At 73.6% G+C, this 19795-nt stretch carries 18 protein-coding genes and 3 tRNA genes; 2 read left to right on the forward strand and 19 right to left on the reverse strand.

The genetic code is table 11. From position 1 onward, the window contains the following. Nucleotides 1–59: 59 nt before the first annotated feature. Nucleotides 60–132: transfer RNA gene (locus OG871_RS13535), tRNA-Ala, on the reverse strand. Nucleotides 133–317: 185 nt separating this feature from the next. Then, nucleotides 318–1751 carry an MFS transporter gene (locus OG871_RS13540; protein ID WP_371497004.1) on the reverse strand — a complete coding sequence of 478 codons (1434 nt, stop codon included), beginning with the start codon at nucleotides 1749–1751 and terminating at the stop codon, nucleotides 318–320. A gap of 101 nt (nucleotides 1752–1852) precedes the next feature. On the opposite strand from OG871_RS13540, the gene OG871_RS13545 reads away from it, so the two are divergent. Beyond that, on the forward strand, nucleotides 1853–2761 hold the full coding sequence (locus OG871_RS13545; RefSeq protein ID WP_371497005.1) for a helix-turn-helix transcriptional regulator: 909 nt from the start codon (nucleotides 1853–1855) through the stop codon (nucleotides 2759–2761). A 47-nt stretch (nucleotides 2762–2808) separates the two neighbouring features. Here the strand turns inward: OG871_RS13545 and OG871_RS13550 are convergent. From OG871_RS13550 to OG871_RS13585, 8 genes are all read right to left on the reverse strand, one after another. Then, nucleotides 2809–2881: transfer RNA gene (locus tag OG871_RS13550), tRNA-Ala, on the reverse strand. Between the two features lie 38 nt (nucleotides 2882–2919). Beyond that, nucleotides 2920–2992 (reverse strand) — tRNA-Ala (locus OG871_RS13555). A 106-nt stretch (nucleotides 2993–3098) separates the two neighbouring features. Next, nucleotides 3099–3746, reverse strand: coding sequence for a histidine phosphatase family protein (locus tag OG871_RS13560; protein ID WP_371503297.1), 648 nt, complete (start codon nucleotides 3744–3746; stop codon nucleotides 3099–3101). After that, nucleotides 3743–4189, reverse strand: coding sequence for a ribosome silencing factor (rsfS, locus tag OG871_RS13565; RefSeq protein WP_371497006.1), 447 nt, complete (start codon nucleotides 4187–4189; stop codon nucleotides 3743–3745). The genes OG871_RS13560 and rsfS overlap by 4 nt, the downstream gene beginning before the upstream one ends. Nucleotides 4190–4296: 107 nt before the next feature. After that, entirely contained in the window at nucleotides 4297–6105 is a 1809-nt protein-coding gene (locus OG871_RS13570) for an LCP family protein (protein WP_371497007.1), read from the reverse strand. Between the two features lie 16 nt (nucleotides 6106–6121). After that, nucleotides 6122–6748 (reverse strand): nicotinate-nucleotide adenylyltransferase, encoded by a 627-nt coding sequence (gene nadD / locus OG871_RS13575; protein WP_371497008.1) that lies wholly within the window; start codon nucleotides 6746–6748, stop codon nucleotides 6122–6124. A gap of 86 nt (nucleotides 6749–6834) precedes the next feature. Further along, nucleotides 6835–6981 carry a hypothetical protein gene (locus OG871_RS13580; protein WP_371497009.1) on the reverse strand — a complete coding sequence of 49 codons (147 nt, stop codon included), beginning with the start codon at nucleotides 6979–6981 and terminating at the stop codon, nucleotides 6835–6837. 187 nt (nucleotides 6982–7168) lie between these two features. Beyond that, nucleotides 7169–7315 carry a hypothetical protein gene (locus tag OG871_RS13585; protein WP_371497010.1) on the reverse strand — a complete coding sequence of 49 codons (147 nt, stop codon included), beginning with the start codon at nucleotides 7313–7315 and terminating at the stop codon, nucleotides 7169–7171. A 196-nt stretch (nucleotides 7316–7511) separates the two neighbouring features. On the opposite strand from OG871_RS13585, the gene OG871_RS13590 reads away from it, so the two are divergent. After that, nucleotides 7512–8606: a M48 family metallopeptidase gene (locus OG871_RS13590; RefSeq protein ID WP_371497011.1), complete on the forward strand. Its 1095-nt coding sequence runs from the start codon at nucleotides 7512–7514 to the stop codon at nucleotides 8604–8606. A 19-nt stretch (nucleotides 8607–8625) separates the two neighbouring features. Here the strand turns inward: OG871_RS13590 and OG871_RS13595 are convergent, their stop codons facing one another. The 9 genes from OG871_RS13595 to OG871_RS13635 all read right to left on the reverse strand — a co-directional run bounded on the left by OG871_RS13595 (nucleotide 8626) and on the right by OG871_RS13635 (nucleotide 19697). Continuing rightward, nucleotides 8626–9681, reverse strand: coding sequence for a hypothetical protein (locus tag OG871_RS13595; RefSeq protein WP_371497012.1), 1056 nt, complete (start codon nucleotides 9679–9681; stop codon nucleotides 8626–8628). Between the two features lie 67 nt (nucleotides 9682–9748). Next, complete coding sequence (locus tag OG871_RS13600; protein WP_371497013.1) at nucleotides 9749–10324, reverse strand: hypothetical protein; 576 nt, start codon at nucleotides 10322–10324, stop codon at nucleotides 9749–9751. A 96-nt stretch (nucleotides 10325–10420) separates the two neighbouring features. After that, nucleotides 10421–11725: a glutamate-5-semialdehyde dehydrogenase gene (locus OG871_RS13605; protein WP_371497014.1), complete on the reverse strand. Its 1305-nt coding sequence runs from the start codon at nucleotides 11723–11725 to the stop codon at nucleotides 10421–10423. Nucleotides 11726–11848: 123 nt separating this feature from the next. Next, nucleotides 11849–12352: a hypothetical protein gene (locus OG871_RS13610; RefSeq protein WP_371497015.1), complete on the reverse strand. Its 504-nt coding sequence runs from the start codon at nucleotides 12350–12352 to the stop codon at nucleotides 11849–11851. Between the two features lie 78 nt (nucleotides 12353–12430). After that, nucleotides 12431–13567 carry a glutamate 5-kinase gene (proB, locus tag OG871_RS13615; RefSeq protein WP_371497016.1) on the reverse strand — a complete coding sequence of 379 codons (1137 nt, stop codon included), beginning with the start codon at nucleotides 13565–13567 and terminating at the stop codon, nucleotides 12431–12433. A gap of 171 nt (nucleotides 13568–13738) precedes the next feature. Next, nucleotides 13739–15214 (reverse strand): GTPase ObgE, encoded by a 1476-nt coding sequence (gene obgE / locus OG871_RS13620; RefSeq protein ID WP_371497017.1) that lies wholly within the window; start codon nucleotides 15212–15214, stop codon nucleotides 13739–13741. Between the two features lie 110 nt (nucleotides 15215–15324). Continuing rightward, nucleotides 15325–15582: a 50S ribosomal protein L27 gene (gene rpmA / locus OG871_RS13625; RefSeq protein WP_030233756.1), complete on the reverse strand. Its 258-nt coding sequence runs from the start codon at nucleotides 15580–15582 to the stop codon at nucleotides 15325–15327. A gap of 12 nt (nucleotides 15583–15594) precedes the next feature. Further along, on the reverse strand, nucleotides 15595–15912 hold the full coding sequence (gene rplU, locus OG871_RS13630) for a 50S ribosomal protein L21 (protein WP_033818965.1): 318 nt from the start codon (nucleotides 15910–15912) through the stop codon (nucleotides 15595–15597). 230 nt (nucleotides 15913–16142) lie between these two features. Continuing rightward, nucleotides 16143–19697 (reverse strand): Rne/Rng family ribonuclease, encoded by a 3555-nt coding sequence (locus tag OG871_RS13635; RefSeq protein WP_371497018.1) that lies wholly within the window; start codon nucleotides 19695–19697, stop codon nucleotides 16143–16145. Nucleotides 19698–19795 lie beyond the last annotated feature (98 nt).

The following is a 19795-nucleotide window of genomic DNA, read 5'->3' on the forward strand; positions in this document are numbered from 1 at the left end:
GGTGGCTGACGGAACGCCAGAAGGACCGCCCCCACCGGGAGACGGTCCTTCTGTTGCTGTGGAGCTATGGAGAATCGAACTCCAGACCTCCTGCATGCCATGCAGGCGCTCTACCAACTGAGCTATAGCCCCTTGCTGTTGTCTCCGGCGTTTCCCCCGGCGACATCGCCAACAATACACGGTCACCGGGGTGGGTCCCTAATCGCTTTCCGGCGCCCCGGCACCGGCCGCCACCTGGGACGTCGGTCGGCCGGGCCGCCCCGGCGTCCCCGCCGCGGGGGCGCGGGGACGGTCCGGCGCGAAGGGCCCGGGCAGGGTCAGCGCGCGGTCCGCCCGGTGCGCCGGGCGAAACCGGCGGCGAGGCCGAACCCGGCACCGACCACCGTCAGGGTGACCAGGACCGCGTGCCCCGAGGCGGCCGGGGTCGCCGGATAGCCGACCCGGCCGAGGAAGATCGTGCCCAGCAGCGCCACCCCCGCCACCTGGGCGAGCTGCACCACCGTCACCAGCACCCCGCTGGCGTCGGCCGCGTCGGCCGGGTCGACCCGGCCGAGCGCGCGGGCGAACAGCGGGCTGTACGCGCAGCCGGCGGCCGCCCCGAGCACGGCGAACAGCAGGACGACCGGCACCCCGAGCTGTCCGCCGCCGCTCAGCGCCAGGCCCGCCAGCGGGAAGCCCGCGGCGACCAGGGCCAGCGCGAGGGTCGGCAGCACCCGGTGCAGCCGGGCCGGCAGCCGCTGCCAGTGGAGGCTGGAGATCCCGAAGCCGACCGCGACCGGGCCCGACAGCAACCCGGCCTTGAGGGCGCCGGAGCCGAGCCCGGCCTGCTGGTGCAGCGCGAACGCGAACATGAACCCGGAGAAGCCGAACATGATCAGGAAGAGCGCGCCCGCCGCCGGCAGCAGCCCGGGCGCCCGCAGCACCCGGGCCGGGACCAGCGCCTGCCCGCCGCGGGCCGCGGTCCGCCACTCGACCACCCCGAACAGCACGGCCAGGACGGCACTGCCGCCCAGCATCACCCATCCCCAGACCGGCCAGCCCAGCTCGTGCCCGAGCACCAGCGGCACCACCAGCAGGCCGAGGGTCCCGCCGAGCAGCAGCAGACCGGGGACGTCGAAGCGGCGGGTCGGGTCGGCCGGCAGGTCGGGCAGCAGCCGTCGGCCGAGCACCAGCAGCACCGCGCCGATCGGCACGTTGAGCAGGAAGACCGGCCGCCAGCCGGTGCCGAACAGGTCGGCGGCCACCAGCAGACCGCCGAGGACCTGACCGATCGCCAGGCCGCCCGCCAGCACCGCCGAGTACAGGCCGAGCGCCCGGACCCGGGCGGCACCGGTGAACGTCTGCTGGATCAGGCTCATCACCTGCGGCACCATCAGCGCCGCCCCGACACCCTGCAGCACCCGGAACGCGATCAGCCACCCGGTGTCCGGTGCCAGCCCGCAGGCCAGCGACGCGGCGGTGAAGGCGGCCAGGCCGTACTGGAAGAGCCGGCCGTGGCCGTACCGGGCGCCGAGCCGGGCGCCGGTGATCAGCAGCACCGCGTAGGCGATCGTGTAGCCCGCGATGACCAGCTGCAGCCCCGCGCCGGAGGCGTGCAGGTCGGAGCGGATGGTCGGCACGGCGACGTTGACGATGGCGATGTCGAGCAGGGCCATGAACTGGCCGGTCAGGACGAGGCCGAGCAACGGCCCGGGCCGGGCCGCGCCGGTGGTGGCCGTACGGGCGGCCGGGAGGGTCTGAAGATCCGTCATGTCCTCAGCCTGCGGGCGTCCCGGTACCGGTGGTTAGAGCCTGCCGATCCTGGTACCGAGAGCACCAGCCAGGCCCGCCCGCGGCGGGGGACGATGGGGGCATGACGATGCTGGACCATCCGACCGACACCCGCCCGCCGCGCCCGCGGGAGCAGCGGCGCGGCGAGCTCGCCAAGTTCCTCAGGGCCCGCCGGGCCCGGATCCGGCCGGAGGAGGTCGGGCTGCCGCCCGGGGTGCGCCGCCGCACGCCGGGCCTGCGGCGCGAGGAGCTGGCACAGCTGGCCGGGGTCGGGGTCACCTGGTACACCTGGCTCGAACAGGGCCGGCCGATCAACGCGAGCGGGCAGGTGCTGGACGCGATCGCCCGCGCGCTGCGGCTGGACGGGGCCGAGCGCGAGCACATGTTCCGGCTGGCCGGGCTGGAGCCGGGCCCGCCCGTCGACACGCAGTGCCCGCAGCTGGGGCCGGTCGTGGAGGCCGTCCTGGAGCAGCTCGACCCGATGCCGGCCGTGGTCGCCAACAGCCGCTACGACCTGCTGCGCACCAACCGCTCGTACGACCTGCTGTTCCCCGGCGCGGTCCGGCCGGCGACCCCGGACGGGCGGCGCAACAGCATGTGGTGCGCGTTCACCGTGCCGGCGTGCTGCAACCCGTTCGTGAACCGGGACAGCGAGCTGCCGCGGATGGTCGGAGTGCTGCGCGGCGCGTACGGCCGGCACGTCGGGGAGCCGGCCTGGGAGGCGTACATCGGGGCGCTGGCGGGCGCCAGCGCCGAGTTCCGCGCGTTGTGGGAGCGGCAGGACGTGGCACCGCCGCAGGACGCGCACAAGGTCTTCCGGCATGCCGCCGTGGGCGAGCTGCACTTCCTCGCGGCCCGGCTGGGCGTCCCGGCCACGCCCGACTGCCATCTGCTGGTCTACACCCCGCGGACGCCGCAGGACCGGGAGCGGATGGAGTGGCTGCACGCCCATCCGGACGCCGCCGCGACCGACCACCGTCACGGCCGGTGAACGCCGAAGGCCGCCACCCTGGTCGGGTGGCGGCCTTCACTCCACTGTGGAGCTATGGAGAATCGAACTCCAGACCTCCTGCATGCCATGCAGGCGCTCTACCAACTGAGCTATAGCCCCGCGACACATGCGGGCCTGAGGGGACCACCGGTGCGGAGTGGAGCTATGGAGAATCGAACTCCAGACCTCCTGCATGCCATGCAGGCGCTCTACCAACTGAGCTATAGCCCCGCGTTCTCGCGATTCCCGCTTTCCTTTCGGTCTGCGTTCCTCCCTGCGAACGAGGAAGACTCTAGCTGGTCAGAGCCGGAACTGCGAAATCGCCCTCGGTTCACCGTCAGGTCTCGTCCCCGATGACCGGCTGGGGGAGGGTGCCCGCGTTGTGTTCCAGGAGCCGCCAGCCCCGCGCCCCCTGGCCGAGCACCGACCAGCAGCAGTTGGAGAGGCCGCCGAAACGCTCCCAGTGCACCGGGTCGAGGTCGAGCAGCCGGCCGAGCATGGTGCGGATGGTGCCGCCGTGGCTGACCACCACCAGGGTGCCGTCCTCCGGCAGCTTCTCGACCGCCGCCAGCACCACCGGCACCGCGCGGTCCGCGACCTCGGTGGCCAGCTCGCCGCCGCCGCGCCGGACCGGCTCGCCCTGCGCCCACGCGTCGAACTGCTCCGGGAACCGGGCCCGGATCTCGGTGTTGGTCAGCCCCTGCCACGCGCCCGCGTAGGTCTCCCGCAGGCCCTCGTGGTGGTCCACCCCGAGGCCGGTGACCTTGCCCAGCTCGGCGGCGGTGTGCCGGGCGCGCTGGAGGTCAGAGGAGACCAGCAGGTCGGGCTGGAGGCCGGCGAGCAGCCGGGCCGACCGCCTGGCCTGCTCGACACCCTGCTCGGTGAGCGGGATGTCGGTGCTGCCCTGGAAGCGGGACTCCAGGTTCCAGGCGGTCTGGCCGTGCCGCCAGAAGACGATGCGCGGTCCCCGCGCGGCGCGGCTCAGCTCTCGTCCTCGGAGAGGCCGGAGACGGCGTTGCCCGCGGCGTCGGTGACGGCGTTCTCGGGCCGGTTGCGGGTGGCCACCGCGTCGGCCGGCAGCGGCACCTCGGGGCAGTCCTTCCAGAGCCGGTCGAGGGAGTAGAAGGAGCGCTCCTCGGAGTGCTGGACGTGCACCACGATGTCCAGGTAGTCGAGCAGGATCCAGCGGCCCTCGCGCTCGCCCTCGCGGCGGACCGGCTTGATGTCGAGCTGCTCGCGCAGCTGGTCCTCGATCTCCTCCGCGATGGCCCGCACCTGGCGGTCGTTGGCGGCCGAGGCGATCAGGAAGGCGTCGGTGATCGACAGCACCTCGCTGACGTCGAAGGCGATGATGTCGTGGGCCAGCTTGTCGGCCGCCGCCTGGGCGGCGACGTTGAGGAGTTCCTGGCTGTGGTCGGTGACGGTCACGTTGTACTTCCCGCTCGATGGCAATAACGCCTTCCAGGATCTCACGAACGGACCGGGGCCCGGATCGTCCGATCCGGGCCCCGGCTTCCACGCGCTCGATCGAGCGGCTACGGAGCCTTCGGCGGCTGGTAGTCCTTGCCCAGGACGACCACCAGATCCGCGTTCTGTGCGTCGGCAGCCTTCTTCACCACGGTCTCCGGCAGCGCCAGCGCACCGGCCAGGGCCTTGGCGTCCGCGGCCCGGGCGTCGTCGGTGTAGCGGATCTCGGTGGTCGCCTGCACGGCCGCCTTGGCGGTGCTGGGCACCAGCTCCAGACCCGCGTTGACCGCCTGGACCCCCGCGGCGGTGGCGCTCTGGTCGTTGCCCGAGGCGTTCACGACCGAGACCCGGGTGGCCGCGCCGCCCGCGGTGACCGCCCCCGCCTTCACCGTGCCGCCGAGGATCTCCTTGACCTGCTGGCCGGCCGTGGCCTCGTCCAGCGTGCCGTCCGACTTCACCTTGAGCGTGCTGCCCGCCAGGTGCCCGTCCTTGGCCTGGCCGGCCAGCAGCGCGAGCACCCCGCCGAGCTTCTTCTCCGGCAGCGACGGATCCAGCACCGCGTTCATCCGGTGCACGTCGTCGGTGGACTCCGCCAGGTCGGTCGGCATGGCGCGGATCACCGCCTCCAGCACCTTCCCGAACCGGGCCAGCTGGGCGTCCCGGCCCTCGGTCGGCGCCTGGTACGTGGCGTAGGCGACCGAGGCCTTGCCGGTCAGCATCACGCCCTTGCCGACCGTGGCGAGCACCTTGCCGTCCGGCTTGTTGCCCTCACGCACCTCGACGTCGGTGTCCACCTTGACCCCGCCCAGCTGGGCGACGAGCAGCTCCAGGTACGGGGTGTCCAGCCGCCAGGTGCCGCCCACCGGGGCGCCGAGCACGGTGCTCAGCCCCTCCCGGGTGGCGGAGGCGCCGATCGTGTCCAGCCCCTGGCCGACCGTGACGACGCCGGTGTCGCCGGTACCGGGCAGCTTCAGGGTGTCGGGCAGCATCAGCACCGAGCCCTTGTGGCCGGCGGCGTCGTTCACCAGCATCGCGGTGGAGACCTTCCCCTGCAGGTCACGCAGGTGCACCACGTTGACCTGCCGGTCGCCGGCCACCGCGGCCGCGTCCTCGCCGCCGCCGAGCTTCCCGTCCCACCACAGGTAGCCGACGGCCCCGGCGGCCAGGACCGCCAGCACCACCAGCAGACCGAGCAGCCGGTTGCGCAGCCGGCGGCGGCGCTCGGCCCGGACCTCGCTGCGCGACTCGGCGAACTTCAGCCAGTCGATGACGTCCTCGGACTCCTCCGCCTGCTCGTCCACGAAGGTGAACTCGCCGGTCGTGTAGTTGTCCTTCGGGGCCCGGGTGGTCCGGCGCCCGCCGACCTGCTCGGAGGGCTGCGCCGGCTCGGCCGGCGGCGCGGCTGCGGGAGCGGGCGCAGCGGGCCTGGGCCGCGGGGGCGCGGGCGGCGCCGCCTGCTGGACGGGCTGCTGCGCGGCGTACGGGTCCTGGACGTAGAACTGCTGGTCGTGGGAGTACCCCTGGCCGAAGGCGGGGGAAGGGTCGTGGACCGGCTGCTCGGGCCGGTACGGCTGCTGCTGCTGGTAGTAGCCCTGCTGCCCGCCCTGGTGGTAGCCCTGGCCGTACCCCTGCGAAGGGCCCTGGTAGGGCTGCTGCCCCTGGGGGTACCCCTGGCCGTAGGCGGGGGAAGGGTCGTGCACGGGCTGCTCGGGCTGGTACGGCTGCTGCTGGTAGTAGCCCTGCTGCTGGCCCTGGCCGTACTGCTGCCCGTCCTGGGGGTACCCCTGGCCGTAGGCCGGGGCAGGATCCTGGTACGGCTGCTGCTGGTACGGGTACCAGGTCCCGTCGTCCTGGCCGCGGTCTGGCGATCCGGTCACGCCGCCCCTCCCGGGTTCAAGGCTGGGCCGGCGCGTAGAGCGCCCGCTTGTCGATGTAACGGACCACGCCGTCCGGTACCAGGTACCAGACCGGCTCGCCCTTGGCGACCCGGTTGCGGCAGTCGGTGGAGGAGATGGCCAGCGCGGGCACCTCCACCAGGGAGACTCCTCCGGCCGGCAGACCGGCGTCGGAGAGAGTGTGCCCCGGGCGGGTGCAGCCGATGAAGTGGGCGAGCTCGAAGAGTTCCTCGGAGTCCCGCCAGGAGAGGATCTGGGCGAGGGCGTCGGCGCCGGTGATGAAGAACAGCTCGGCGTCCGGGTGGAGCGCGTGCAGGTCGCGCAGGGTGTCCACGGTGTAGGTCGGGCCGTCCCGGTCGATGTCGATCCGGCTGACCGAGAACTGCGGGTTCTCGGCGGTGGCTATGACCGTCATCAGGTAGCGGTCCTCGGCGGCCGAGACGCTGCGGTCCAGCTTCTGCCACGGCTGCCCGGTCGGCACGAAGATCACCTCGTCGAGGTGGAACGCGCTCGCGACCTCACTGGCGGCGACCAGGTGGCCGTGGTGAATGGGGTCGAAGGTGCCGCCCATCACGCCGAGTCGCCTCTTCGCCACGCCCTGCGCGGCCCCGGCCTGCTCTCTCATGGCGCCACACCTTACGCGACCCGGATTGCCACCGGGAAAGCGCGAGTCCGCGGGGCCCCGGCCGGGGCCCCGCGCGGCCGCCCGGGTCAGCGGTCGCGGTTGAAACGCGTGGTCACGAAGAGCAGGAGCAGCAGGATGAACAGTGCGCCGCCGCCGGTCAGGTACGGGCTGAGGCTCTCGTGGTTGCCGCCCTCGGCGAGCTGGGTGAGGGCGGGCAGTGCAGCGTTGCTCATGGTCGGCAGGACCTTCTCGGCTCGGTGACGGACCAGGGGTGCGGGCCTGGGTGGCCCGCGCGCTCATCGTACGGGGGGTGCCCCCGCAACCGCGCGGCGGCCCACCGCGTCCACCAGGTGGGTGGCGGACCAGCAGACGGACGGGCCGTCAGCCGACGTCCGGTCAGCCCGGGCCGCGTCGGCCGGCTCAGTTGTTGCGGCCGGCCCGCAGCAGCATCCAGGCCAGCAGTCCGACGCCGACGAAGGACGCGACCACGATGATCCGCAGGAACAGGCCCGGACCGTTCTCGGTCGAGATCGGACCGGCCAGGTGCGCCAGGGCGGCAGGGGACATCGCGGGACTCCTCGGGTGCTGCGGGGTGCTGCTCGGCGGCCCGGCCCCGTCGCGGGGCCCGGCCCTGCCAGGGTAGACCGGCTTACGCCGGGACGCCGGGTCCGGGGACGAGTACGGGCGTACGGACGTTGGAGCCATCAGCAGCGGGGGCCGGCCGGGGAGCCGGTGCCGGCATCGACCAGGGAGGTACTCAAGCATGTCCGATCTGACCAAGGAGACCGCGCCGAGCCGGCGCCGCCAGCGCTTCCCGGAGATCTCCACCCGGGCCTGGGAGCACCCGGCGGACCGCTCGGCGCTGGTGGCCCTGCGCAAGCTCAGCGGCTTCGACGACGTCCTCAAGAAGCTCGCGGGGCTGGTCTCCGAGCGCAGCGTCCGGCTGATGTTCCTGGCCACCGCGGTGCGGACGTCCGAGCGGCAGTTCCCCGAACTGCACAACATGGTCAGGGACGCCGCCTACGTGCTGGACCTGGAGAAGGTCCCGGACCTGTACGTGACGCAGGACCCGACGGTCAACGCCATGTGCATCGGCATGGACACCCCGATCATCGTGCTGACCAGCGGCCTGGTCGAGCTGCTCGACGAGGAGGAGCTGCGGGCCGTGGTCGGCCACGAGGTCGGGCACGCGATGTCCGGGCACGCGGTCTACCGGACGATGCTGCTGATCCTCACCAACATCGCCGCCCGGATCGCCTGGCTGCCGCTCGGCAACCTGGCCATCACCGCGGTCATCACCGCGCTCAAGGAGTGGTTCCGCAAGGCCGAGCTCTCCTGCGACCGGGCCGGCCTGCTGGCCGGGCAGGACCTGCAGGCCTCGATGCGCGGCCTGATGAAGCTGGCCGGCGGCCACAACCTGGCCGAGATGAACGTGGACGCCTTCCTGGAGCAGGCCGAGGAGTACGACAAGGCCGGCGACCTGCGGGACGGCGTGCTCAAGCTGCTCCAGGTGCTGCCGCAGACCCACCCGTTCGCGGTGGTGCGGGTGGCCAAGCTCAAGAAGTGGGCGGAGAGCGAGGAGTACCGCTCGATCCTGGCCGGCGCCTACCCGCGCCGCGGCGACGACCCGGACGCCAGGGTCGGCGCCCAGTGGAAGGCCGCCGCGGACTCGTACTCGCAGTCGGTCAAGGAGAGCAAGGACCCGCTGATGGGCCTGCTGCGGGACGTGGCCGGCGGGGTCGGCACGGTCGGCGGCAAGCTCCGGGACACCTTCGCGGGGGCCCGCACCGGCTCCGGCCCGGACACCGGCGCGGGCTCCGACGGCCCGGCCGCGGACAGCCCCAACGGCTCCGCCTGACGGTCGGCGGCGCGGGGTGTCAGCCGGTGATCGGGCCCAGCACCCCGCACAGCTGCCAGGCCGGACGGGCGTGGTCGGTCGGGCTGAGCGCTGCCGGCGGGGTGCCCTGCGCGCCCGCCGGCAGCGGCTGCAGATAACCGGCCGCGTCGGCGCCGCAGGAGGTCGGCCCGGCGTGGACCACCGCGTCGGCCAGCCGCACCCGGCCCGCGCCGATGTCACCGTGCTCGAACTCGAACCGCAGCTCCCGGCGGACGGAGAACAGCGTGGCGGGCGCCTCACCCGTCCCGGCCGGCCGCACCGCGTAGACGAAGGTGTGGTCCGCGGCGATCTCCAGCGTCCCGCTGTCCGCCTCCACCACCCGGGCCTGCCCCGCCACCTTCACCCGCTCGGTCGCCAGCGCGACCTTGCCCGGGTCGAAGCGCACCAGCCAGCCGGTGGCGGCGTGCCGCTGGTCGTCCTGCGGGGCGTTGAGGCTGTCGTCGTACTGCGTCTGCTCACCCGCCGTCACCAGGGACCGGGCCCGGCCGGTCTCGCCCTGCACCAGCGTGCTCGGCGCCAGCGAGGACGCCATCAGGTACTGCTTCACGCTGTCCAGGGCCCGGCCGACCTCGGCCTGGGTGAAGTGCGCGGTACCCACCGCGGCCGGCAGGCCCAGGCCCGCGGCCCCGTCCGCGAAGTCCGCCGGCAGCCCGGCGAACGGATCACCCGGATCGACGACCGGCGCGACCGCCCCCGCCGGGCTCAGCGCCACCAGGGTCGAGGTCAGCTGGGTGCCGCCGGCCGCACCGCCGGCCCGGTGCGGGGAGCTCACCCCGAAGTACACCGCGGCGGCGAACGCCAGCACCACGAGCAGCAGCAGCGCGACGGCCTGCCTGGGCAGCGAGCCCAGCGCCCCGAAGCCGACCCGGGCCCGGGTGGCATGCGCGTAGCCACCGCCCAGCCGCTCCTGCGCGGAGAGTTCCTGGATCCGGGCAGCGCGGACGAACGATTCGTCGAAGACCACGGACCGGAACTCGTCCTCGTTGCCGGAGCCGCCCTCGGGGGTACCCTCGGGAGGCTCGCGCGGGTCACCCATACCACCAGGGTAGACGCGGGCCCGGCCCGGTACGAGGGGCCGTGCGCAACTTCCGCCCGCGGCCGGCTCAGCCCGAGGGCAGGCCCGCCACCGCGGGCGTCGGGCCGACCGCGGCGCCCGTGCTGCTGCCGCTCTCCGGCCGGCGCGGCCGCTCGTCCGCGCCACCGCCGGTGCCCCGGTAGATCGCGGCCACCGCGACGGCCACCACGCTGATGCCCATCACCACCGCCAGCACCCAGGCCACCGGCCGGTGCCAGCGCTGCTGCGCGACATCCCGGCCCCGGCTCGGGCCGATCCGGTCGGACCGGCCCGGACGGCCCCAGCGGGAGCGCCGCCGGGAGCGGTCCAGCGCGGACCAGGGATCGGGATACCGCCGGTCGTCGTCGAGACCGCGCGGATGCGGGCGCAGCTCGAGCGGCAGCCCCTCCCCCGAGGTCGTCAGGTCATAGCCCCGACCGGCGCCGGCCGCGTCCGGCTCGAACCTCGCCTCGGCGGCAGCCAGCTGCCGCTCCAGCGCGCTCGGCTCACGGACCGCGGCGGACCGGACGAACGCCTCGTCGAAGACCACGGTGGCGAACTCGTCGTCCGCACCACCGTGATCGGCGCCGTCGGGGTACGGCGAACCCCCCACATCGTCAGCCACGGATTCAGCGTATTACCGGTCGGCCCGTTTGTCTGGGGCTCCCGGCAGTTGGTCCGGCACCCGGGTGGCGCGGTCCGCCCGTCCGCCGGCTCCGGATCAGGACCCGACGGTCGGGGTCGCCTCGCCGCGGACGTGCCCGTCACCGGTGACGATGTACTTGGTGGAGGTCAGCTCGGGCAGGCCCATCGGGCCGCGGGCGTGCAGCTTCTGGGTGGAGATGCCGATCTCCGCGCCGAAGCCGAACTCGCTCCCGTCGGTGAACCGGGTCGAGGCGTTGACGGCCACGGTGGTGGCGTCCACCAGCTGGGTGAAGCGGCGGGCCGCGGCCTGCGAGGTGGTCACGATCGCCTCGGTGTGGCCGGAGGACCAGCGACGGATGTGCGCGACCGCCGCGTCCAGGGAGGGCACCACGGCCGCGGCCAGGTCGTAGGAGAGGTACTCGGTCTCCCAGTCCTCCTCGGTGGCCGGCACCACGGTCGCCGCGGAGCCCTCCGCGGCCTTCAGCACCGCCTCGTCGCCGTGCACCGTCACTCCGGCCTCGGCCAGCGCCGCCAGGGCGAGCGGCAGGAAGTCCTCCGCGACGTCCTGGTGCACCAGCAGGGTCTCGGCCGAGTTGCAGACGCTGACCCGCTGCGCCTTGGAGTTGAGCAGGATGCCGACGGCCATCGCCAGGTCGGTCTGCGCGTCCACGTAGACGTGGCAGTTGCCGGTGCCGGTCTCGATCACCGGGACGGTCGAGCCCTCGACCACGGTGCGGATCAGCGAGGCACCGCCGCGCGGGATCAGCACGTCGACCAGGCCGCGGGCCCGCATCAGCTCCTGCACCGAGTCCCGGCTCTCGCCCGGCACCAGCTGAACGGCGTCGGCCGGCAGGCCCGCCCCGGCCACGGCGTCCCGCACCACGGCGACCAGCGCGGTGTTGGAGCGGTACGCGGAGGCCGAACCGCGCAGCAGCACCGCGTTGCCGGACTTCAGGCAGAGCGCGGCGGCGTCCACCGTCACGTTCGGCCGGGCCTCGTAGATGATGCCGACCACGCCGAGCGGCACCCGCACCTGGCGCACGTCCAGGCCGTTGGGCAGCGTGTAGCCGCGGACCACCTCGCCGACCGGGTCGGGCAGGCCGGCCACGTCCCGCACGTCGGCGGCGATCGCGGCGATCCGCTCCGCGTTCAGGGTGAGCCGGTCCACCACCGACTCGGCGGTGCCGGCCTCCCGGGCCCGCGTGACGTCCTCGGCGTTGGCCGCGGTGATCTCCGCGGTCCGCGCCACCAGTGCGTCGGCGATCGCCAGCAGCGCGGCGTCCTTGACGCGGCGCGGCAGCGGGGCGAGCTCGGCGGCCGCCTCCCGGGCACGGCGCGCGGCGGCGAGGACGGGGCTGTCGGTGGTGGCGTGGTCGCTCATGCCGCAAAGAGTAGCGACTCCCGCGCGCTCGTCCGGCCCGCACTCTGTCCGGTGAGACGTCGGGCGGCCCTGATCGCGCCGGAGTCCCGCGTGCCACGGCCCTGGCCCCGGCGCCGGGGAGCCCTAGTACGGGTGCACACCGCCGAGGTGCGGGGGCGGGTCCCCGAAGCCCTCGGCCACCCGTTTGTGGTACGTCGGGCGGTCGACGACCTCCAGGCCGACGATCTCCCACGGCGGGAGGTTCGCCGAGCCCTTGTGCTCGCCCCACAGCCGCAGCGCGATGGCGGCCGCGTCGTGCAGGTCGCGGGCCTCCTCCCAGTAGCGGATCTCCGCGTGGTCGGTCGCGTAACGGGCCGTCAGAAAGAAGGAGTGGTCGTGTGCCAGGCGCTCCAGCGCCGTCCGCAGCTCGCCGAGCGGGGTGGCGCGGCCCGCCACGCTGAGCACCACGTGCCACAGCCTTCCCTGCTCGGGCTGCGGCTGTTCGTCCTCGACGTGCGGGTGCAACTCCCGGACGGTCTCACGCGGCTGGTGCTGCGGCGGCTGCTCGGCCCGGCGGCCGCCCGCGATGCTGGTCAGCCTCCGCTCCGCCGTCTCTCCGGGCAGTGCTCCCTGGAGCCTGCGTCCCACCGGCGGCCTCCTGTTCGGCGACGACACTGTCCGGACCCGGCCGGGCCCGCCTGACCCTCTCCCCCTCGGGGCCTTCCGTCAGCCGCGCAGGACGACCAGGTCGTCACGGTGGACGACCTCGCGCTCGTACTCGGCACCGAGCTCCTGGGCCAGTTCCCGGGTGGACCGGCCGAGCAGACGGGGCAACTCCCTCGCATCAAAGTTGACCAGTCCGCGGCCGACGATGTGGCCGTTTTCGCCAAGAAGGTCGACCGGATCACCCGCGGTGAAGTCCCCGTCCACCCGGGTCACCCCGGCGGGCAGCAGCGACTTCCCACCGTGCACCACGGCATCCACCGCGCCGGCGTCCAGGTGCAGCGCGCCGCGCGGGGTGGAGGCGTGCTCCAGCCAGAGCAGGCGGTCGGCGGAGCGGTGCCCGGTGCGCTGGAAGAGCGTGCCGGTGGGCCGGCCGGCCAGCGCGTCGGCGGCCTGGCTGGCGGCCGTGAGCACGACCGGGATGCCCGCGCCGGTGGCGATCCGGGCCGCCTCGATCTTGGTCACCATGCCGCCGGTGCCGACCCCGGCCTTGCCGGCGCTGCCGATCTCGATCCCGTCGAGGTCCTGCGGGCCGCGCACCAGCTCGATCCGGCTGGTGCCGGGCCGGCTCGGGTCGCCGTCGTACAGGCCGTCCACGTCCGAGAGCAGCACCAGCAGATCGGCGCGGACCAGGTGGGCGACCAGCGCGGCCAGCCGGTCGTTGTCACCGAACTTGATTTCGGCGGTGGCGACGGTGTCGTTCTCGTTGACGATCGGCATCGCGCCCATCGCCAGCAGCTGGTCCAGGGTGCGGTACGCGTTGCGGTAGTGCACCCGGCGGCTGGCGTCCTCGGCGGTCAGCAGTACCTGGCCGACCCGCACGCCGTACCGGGCGAAGGAGGCGGTGTACCGGGCCACCAGGAGCCCCTGGCCGACGCTGGCGGCCGCCTGCTGCCGGGCCAGGTCGCTGGGGCGCTTCTCCAGCCCGAGCGGCGCCAGTCCGGCCGCGATGGCACCGGAGGAGACCAGCACCACGTCCGGGGCGTCCGGACGGCTGCGGACCTTGGCCAGGGCGTCGACCAGCGCGTCCACCCGGTCGGCGTCCAGGCCGCCGGCCGCGGTGGTGAGCGAGGAGGAGCCGACCTTGACGACGATCCGCCGCGCGGTCAGAACTTCCTGCCGCAGTGTCTGATCCGTCATCAGTGCCCTCCGGTCGTACGGGATCGAGCCCACCGGCCCGATCGCAATCTACGGGATGTCACCGCGGCGCCCGCACGCCGTTTCACCCCATGGACGTACGGCCCCGGGGTACGGGTCACCCCCGGGAGCACGCGGTCTCCCGCGCTCCCGGGGGTGACCCGCAGGCTGTGCCTAGTAGTCCTCGTCGTCGCCCTCGAGCGCCTGGCGGCTGGAGGACAGCGCCTCGAAGGCCAGGTACTCGCTCTCGGCGGCGTCGCGGCCCTTCTGCTTCTCGCGGCGGCGGTCGACGGCCGGACGCTGGGTCTCCATCCGGTGGTCCTCGCCGCGGCGGCCGAGCATCTCCGCACCGGCGGCCATGGTCGGCTCCCAGTCGAAGACCACGGCGTTGTCCTCGGGGCCGATGATGACGGTGTCGCCCTCCTGGGCGCCCACCTTCCACAGCTGGTCCTCGACGCCGAGCCGGGCGAGCCGGTCCGCGAGGTAGCCGACGGCCTCGTCGTTGGAGAAGTCGGTCTGGCGGACCCAGCGCTCCGGCTTGATGCCCCGGATGCGGAAGGCGCCGTCCTCCTCGCTGATGGTGAAGCCCGCGTCGTCGACCGCGGTGGGCCGCAGCACGATCCGGGTGGACTCCTGCACCGGCTTGGCGGCCCGCGCCTCGGTGACGATCTGCGCCAGCGCGTAGTTCAGCTCGCGCAGGCCCTTGTGGGCGAGCGCGGAGACCTCGAAGACGCGGTAGCCGCGCTCCTCCAGGGAGGCCCGGGTGAGGTCGGCGATGTCCTGGCCGTCCGGGACGTCGACCTTGTTGAGCGCGACCAGCCGCGGCCGGTTCTCCAGGCCGCCGTAGGCCGACAGCTCGGACTCAATGGTCTCCAGGTCGGTCAGCGGGTCGCGGCCGGGCTCCAGGGTGGCGCAGTCCAGGACGTGCACCAGCACCTCGCAGCGCTCGACGTGCCGCAGGAACTCCAGGCCCAGTCCCCGGCCCTGGCTGGCGCCGGGGATCAGGCCGGGGACGTCGGCGATGGTGTAGACGGTGTCGCCGGCGGTGACCACGCCGAGGTTGGGGATCAGGGTGGTGAAGGGGTAGTCCGCGATCTTGGGCTTGGCGGCGGAGAGCACCGAGATCAGCGAGGACTTGCCGGCGCTCGGGTAGCCGACCAGGGCCACGTCCGCGACGGACTTGAGCTCCATCACGATGTCGCCGGCCTCGCCGGGCTCGCCGAGCAGGGCGAAGCCGGGGGCCTTGCGCCGGGCGGAGGCCAGCGAGGAGTTGCCGAGGCCGCCGCGGCCGCCGGCGGCGGCGACGAAGCTGGTGCCGTGGCCGACCAGGTCGGCGAGCACGTTGCCCTTCTTGTCCAGCACCACGGTGCCGTCCGGGACAGGCAGGACGAGGTCCTCGCCGTTGGCGCCGGTACGGTGACCGCCCGCGCCGGGCTTGCCGTTGGTGGCCTTGCGCTTGGGAGAGTGGTGGTACTCGAGCAGGGTGGTGACGTTGGCGTCGACCGTGAGGATGACGCTGCCGCCCTCACCGCCGTTGCCGCCGTCGGGCCCGCCGAGCGGCTTGAACTTCTCCCGGTGCACGGAGGCGCAGCCGTGGCCCCCGTTACCCGCGGCGACGTACAGCTCGACGCGGTCCACGAAGGTGGTCATGGGATGTGCCTCCAGTGCGAAGAAATGATGTTCCTGCGGTAAAACACGGAGGGTGGACCGGGTCATCCCGGCCCACCCTCACTGTGAGTCTTGACGCAAGGTCAGCAGACTCAGGCCTCGACGGCCACGATGTTGACGACCTTGCGGCCGCGACGGTTGCCGAACTGGACCGCACCGGCGGTCAGCGCGAACAGGGTGTCGTCGCCACCACGGCCGACACCGGCACCCGGGTGGAAGTGGGTGCCGCGCTGGCGGACGATGATCTCGCCGGCGCTGACGACCTGGCCGCCGAAGCGCTTGACGCCGAGGCGCTGGGCGTTCGAGTCACGGCCGTTACGGGTAGAGCTTGCGCCCTTCTTGTGTGCCATCTCGCTATCCCCTTACTTGCTGACGGAGTCGATGCTGGTGATCCGCACAGCGGTGTGCTGCTGACGGTGACCCTGGCGGCGACGGTAGCCGGTCTTGTTCTTGTAGCGCAGGATGACGATCTTCTCACCCTTGGTCTGGTCGACGACCTCGGCGTGAGCCTTCACACCGGCCAGCACCCACGGGTCGGAGGTGACAGCGTCACCGTCGACGATGAGGATGGTCGAGAGCTCGACCGAGTCACCCGCCTTGGCCTCAATACGGTCAATCTCCAGCACGTCGCCGACGGCGACCTTGTGCTGGCGGCCGCCTGCGCGAACGATCGCGTACATGCGGTACCCACTTTCTGTACTCGGTCGGAACTCGCCGATGCCAGCCACCTGGGTACGGACACAGGGGCCTCCCCCAGGTCAGAAGGACTGAACCCGGGAGGTGATCTGCTCGGGAGCGCGGCGTTAAACACGCCAAGGGTCAAGAATACGGACCAGCCGCCCAACGGGCAAACCGGGCCCGACCCGGCGCCGGCCGGGCCCCGGAAGAGGGCCCGGCCGACACCCGGGGCTTACTCGGACGCCGTATCACCTTCGGCGGCCGCGGCCTTCTTGGCCGCCGCGCTGGTCCGCTTGGTGGCGGTCTTGCGGGCGGTGGTCTTCTTGGCAGCGGCGGTCTTCTTGGCCGCCGTCGCCGTGGTGGTGGCCTTCTTGGCGGCGGCCTTGCGCGGGGCCCGCTTCTTCGGAGCCGGGGCCTCCTCGGCCTCCTCCGCGACGACGGGCTGCTCCTCGGCCGGGGCCGCCTCGGCGGGCACCTCGACCTCGTCGGCCGGGGCCTGCTCGGCGACGGGCGCCTCGACCGGCTCGGTCACCGGCTCCTGGGCGGGCTGCTGCTCGGCCGCGGCCGACAGCGCGGCCTCGACCACGGCGTCGGCGCGGGCCTGCAGCACCACGATCTCGGCCTCGCCCGGCGCACCGGCCGGAGCCGTCGCCTTGCGGACCGCACGGCGGCGGGTACGGCCGGCGGCCGGCGCGGGCGCCGCGGCCGGGATCTCGACCAGGCTCGGCTGCGGAGCGGGCTCCACGGCCTCGACCGGGGTGACCGGCTCCTCGACCGCGATCTCCAGCTGCTCGACGGCCTCGGGCTCGACGACCTCGAAGGTCTCCTCCGCCTCGGCCTCGGCCTCGAACTCACCCTCGGCGCTCTCCAGCGCCTCCGGCTCGTTCTGCGCGGCGCCGCCCTTGCCCCGGCGGCGGCGCTTGACGCTGCCCGAGCCCGCGGCCTCGCCGGCCGTCTCGGTCCTGCCGCCACCGCCGTGGCTGTGCGGCTGGTCCATGTGGACGATGACGCCGCGCCCGTTGCAGTGCACGCAGGACTCGGAGAAGGACTCCAGCAGACCCTGGCCGACCCGCTTGCGGGTCATCTGCACCAGGCCGAGCGAGGTGACCTCGGCCACCTGGTGCTTGGTCCGGTCCCGGCCCAGGCACTCCAGCAGACGGCGCAGCACCAGGTCCCGGTTGGACTCCAGCACCATGTCGATGAAGTCGATCACGATGATGCCGCCGAGGTCGCGCAGCCGCAGCTGGCGGACGATCTCTTCGGCCGCCTCGATGTTGTTACGGGTGACGGTCTCCTCGAGGTTGCCGCCCTGGCCGACGAACTTGCCGGTGTTGACGTCGACGACGATCATCGCCTCGGTCCGGTCGATCACCAGCGAACCACCGCTGGGCAGCCAGACCTTGCGGTCCAGCGCCTTCATCAGCTGCTCGTCGATCCGGTAGGTGGCGAACACGTCCACGTCGGACGTCCAGCGCTGGAGCCGGTCCGCGAGGTCGGGGGCCACGCCGCCGACGTACTCGTGGATGGTGTTCCACGCCTCGTTGCCGCTGACGATGACCTTGGTGAAGTCCTCGTTGAAGATGTCGCGGACGACCCGGACGGTCATGTCCGGCTCGCCGTAGAGCAGCGCCGGGGCGTTGCCGGTGGCGGCCTTCTTCTGGATCTCCTCCCACTGCGCCTGCAGGCGCTGCACGTCACGCGTCAGCTCGTCCTCGCTGGCGCCCTCGGCGGCGGTGCGCACGATGACGCCCGCGTCGTCCGGGACGATCTTCTTGAGGATCTGCTTCAGCCGGGCGCGCTCGTTCTCCGGGAGCTTGCGGCTGATGCCGGTCATCGAGCCCTCGGGCACGTAGACCAGGTAGCGGCCGGGCAGCGAGATCTGGCTGGTCAGACGGGCACCCTTGTGACCGATCGGGTCCTTGGACACCTGGACCAGCACCGACTGGCCGGACTTCAGCACCGACTCGATCCGGCGCGGGCCGCCGTGGCCCATCGCACCGAAGTTGACCTCACCGGCGTACAGCACCGCGTTGCGGCCCTTGCCGATGTCGACGAACGCGGCCTCCATCGACGGCAGCACGTTCTGGACCTTGCCCAGGTAGACGTTGCCGACGTACGAGGTGGCCTGCTCCTTGTTGACGTAGTGCTCGACGAGCACGCCGTCCTCCAGGACGCCGATCTGGGTGCGCAGGCCGTTCTGGCGCACCACCATCACGCGCTCGACCGACTCGCGGCGGGCCAGGAACTCGGCCTCGGTGATGATCGGCACCCGGCGGCGGCCCAGCTCGCGGCCCTCGCGGCGGCGCTGCTTCTTCGCCTCCAGGCGGGTCGAGCCCTTGATGGACTGCACCTCGTCCGGGTCGAAGGCCGGCTCGGTGGAGCGGCGGCGCGGCTCGCGCACCTTCACCACCGTGCGGACGCCGTCCTCGGTGGTCTCGGCGGCCACCTCGACGCCGGCCTCGCCACTGCGGCGACGGCGACGGCGACGGCGACGCGAGGAGGACAGGCCGGAGGCCAGGTCGTCCTCGTCCTCGTCCTCCTCCTCGGCGGCAGCGGACGGCTCCTCGGCCGACTCGGCGGCCACCGTCTCGGTGTCGGTCTCGTTCTCGTCGTTCTCACCACGGCGGCGGCGACGGCCACCGCGGCGGCGACGACGGGACGGACGGCCGTCCTCGTCCCACTCGGCCTCGGTCTCCGGGCCGGACTCGGGCGCCTCGACGGGCGCCTCGACGGCGGCCGGCTCGGGCTGCTGCGCGCGGGCCTCGGCCTGCACGCGGGCCTCCTGGGCACGCGCCTCCTGGGCCCGGGACTCCTGGACGCGGGCCTCCTGCTGGGACCGGCCCTCGGGGCGGACCCGCACGGAGGTGCGGACCCGGCGGCGACGGCCGACCCCGCTGTACTCGAACTCGTCCTCGGTCTGCTCGGCGGCGGGCGCGGCGGCCTTCGCCGCCGGTGCCTTCGCGGCCTTGGCGGGCTGCGCGGGGGCGGCGGCAGGCTCGGCTGCCGGTGCCGGGGCGGCCACGAACGGAGTCGGCTCCTGGAAGACCGGGGCCTGGAAGATCGCGGTGGAGGGGCGCACCGCGCGGCGGCGCACCCGCTGCGGCGGCTCCGCCTCGGCGGGGGCCTCGACGACCGGGGCCTCGGCCTCGGCGGCGACCGGGGTCTCCGGCTCGGCCTCCTCGGCCTCCTCGGCCTCCTGCGGCTCCTCGGCGGCGGCCGGCTCGGCGGCGGGGGTCTCGACGACCGGCGCGGCCTCGACGACCCGGCGGCGACGCGGCCGACGGGCCGGGGTCTCCTCGGCGGCGGGCTCGGCGGCCGGCTCGACGACGGCCTCGGCCACCGGCTCGGCGGCCGGCGCACCGGCCGGCGACTCGGCACGCTTGCGGGTGCGGCGGGCCCGGACCGGCTTCTCGGCGGCCGGCTCGGCGGCGGGGGTCTCGGCAGCGGGGGTCTCGACGACCGGCTCCGCCACCGGCTCGGCGGCAGGCGCCTCGACGGCGGCCTCCGGCGCACCGGCCGGCGACTCGACGCGCTTACGGGTACGGCGGGCACGGACCGGCTTCTCGGCCGGCGGCTCGACGGCGGCCGGCTCGGTGGCGGCCGGGGCCTCGGCGACCGGGGCCTCGGCGGGCACTACGGTCTCGGCGCTCTCGGCGGCAGCGCCCTGCGGCGCACCGGCCGGGCGGGAGACCGCCCGGCGGCGACGGCGCGGCGGAGCGGCGGAAACGCCGTCGGCATCATGGTCGGCCGGTGCCGCAGACGACTGCGGTTCGGTGTTCTCGAGCATGCGGGTGGATCTCCCGTCAGGCCCCCGGGCTCCGTATCCGAGCACGGCGGGCCACCGGGGTTCCGGTCGGTCGCGATGATCGCGGACCGACTCCCACG

This window comes from Kitasatospora sp. NBC_00374 (assembly GCF_041434935.1).
Classification (GTDB): Bacteria; Actinomycetota; Actinomycetes; order Streptomycetales; family Streptomycetaceae; genus Kitasatospora.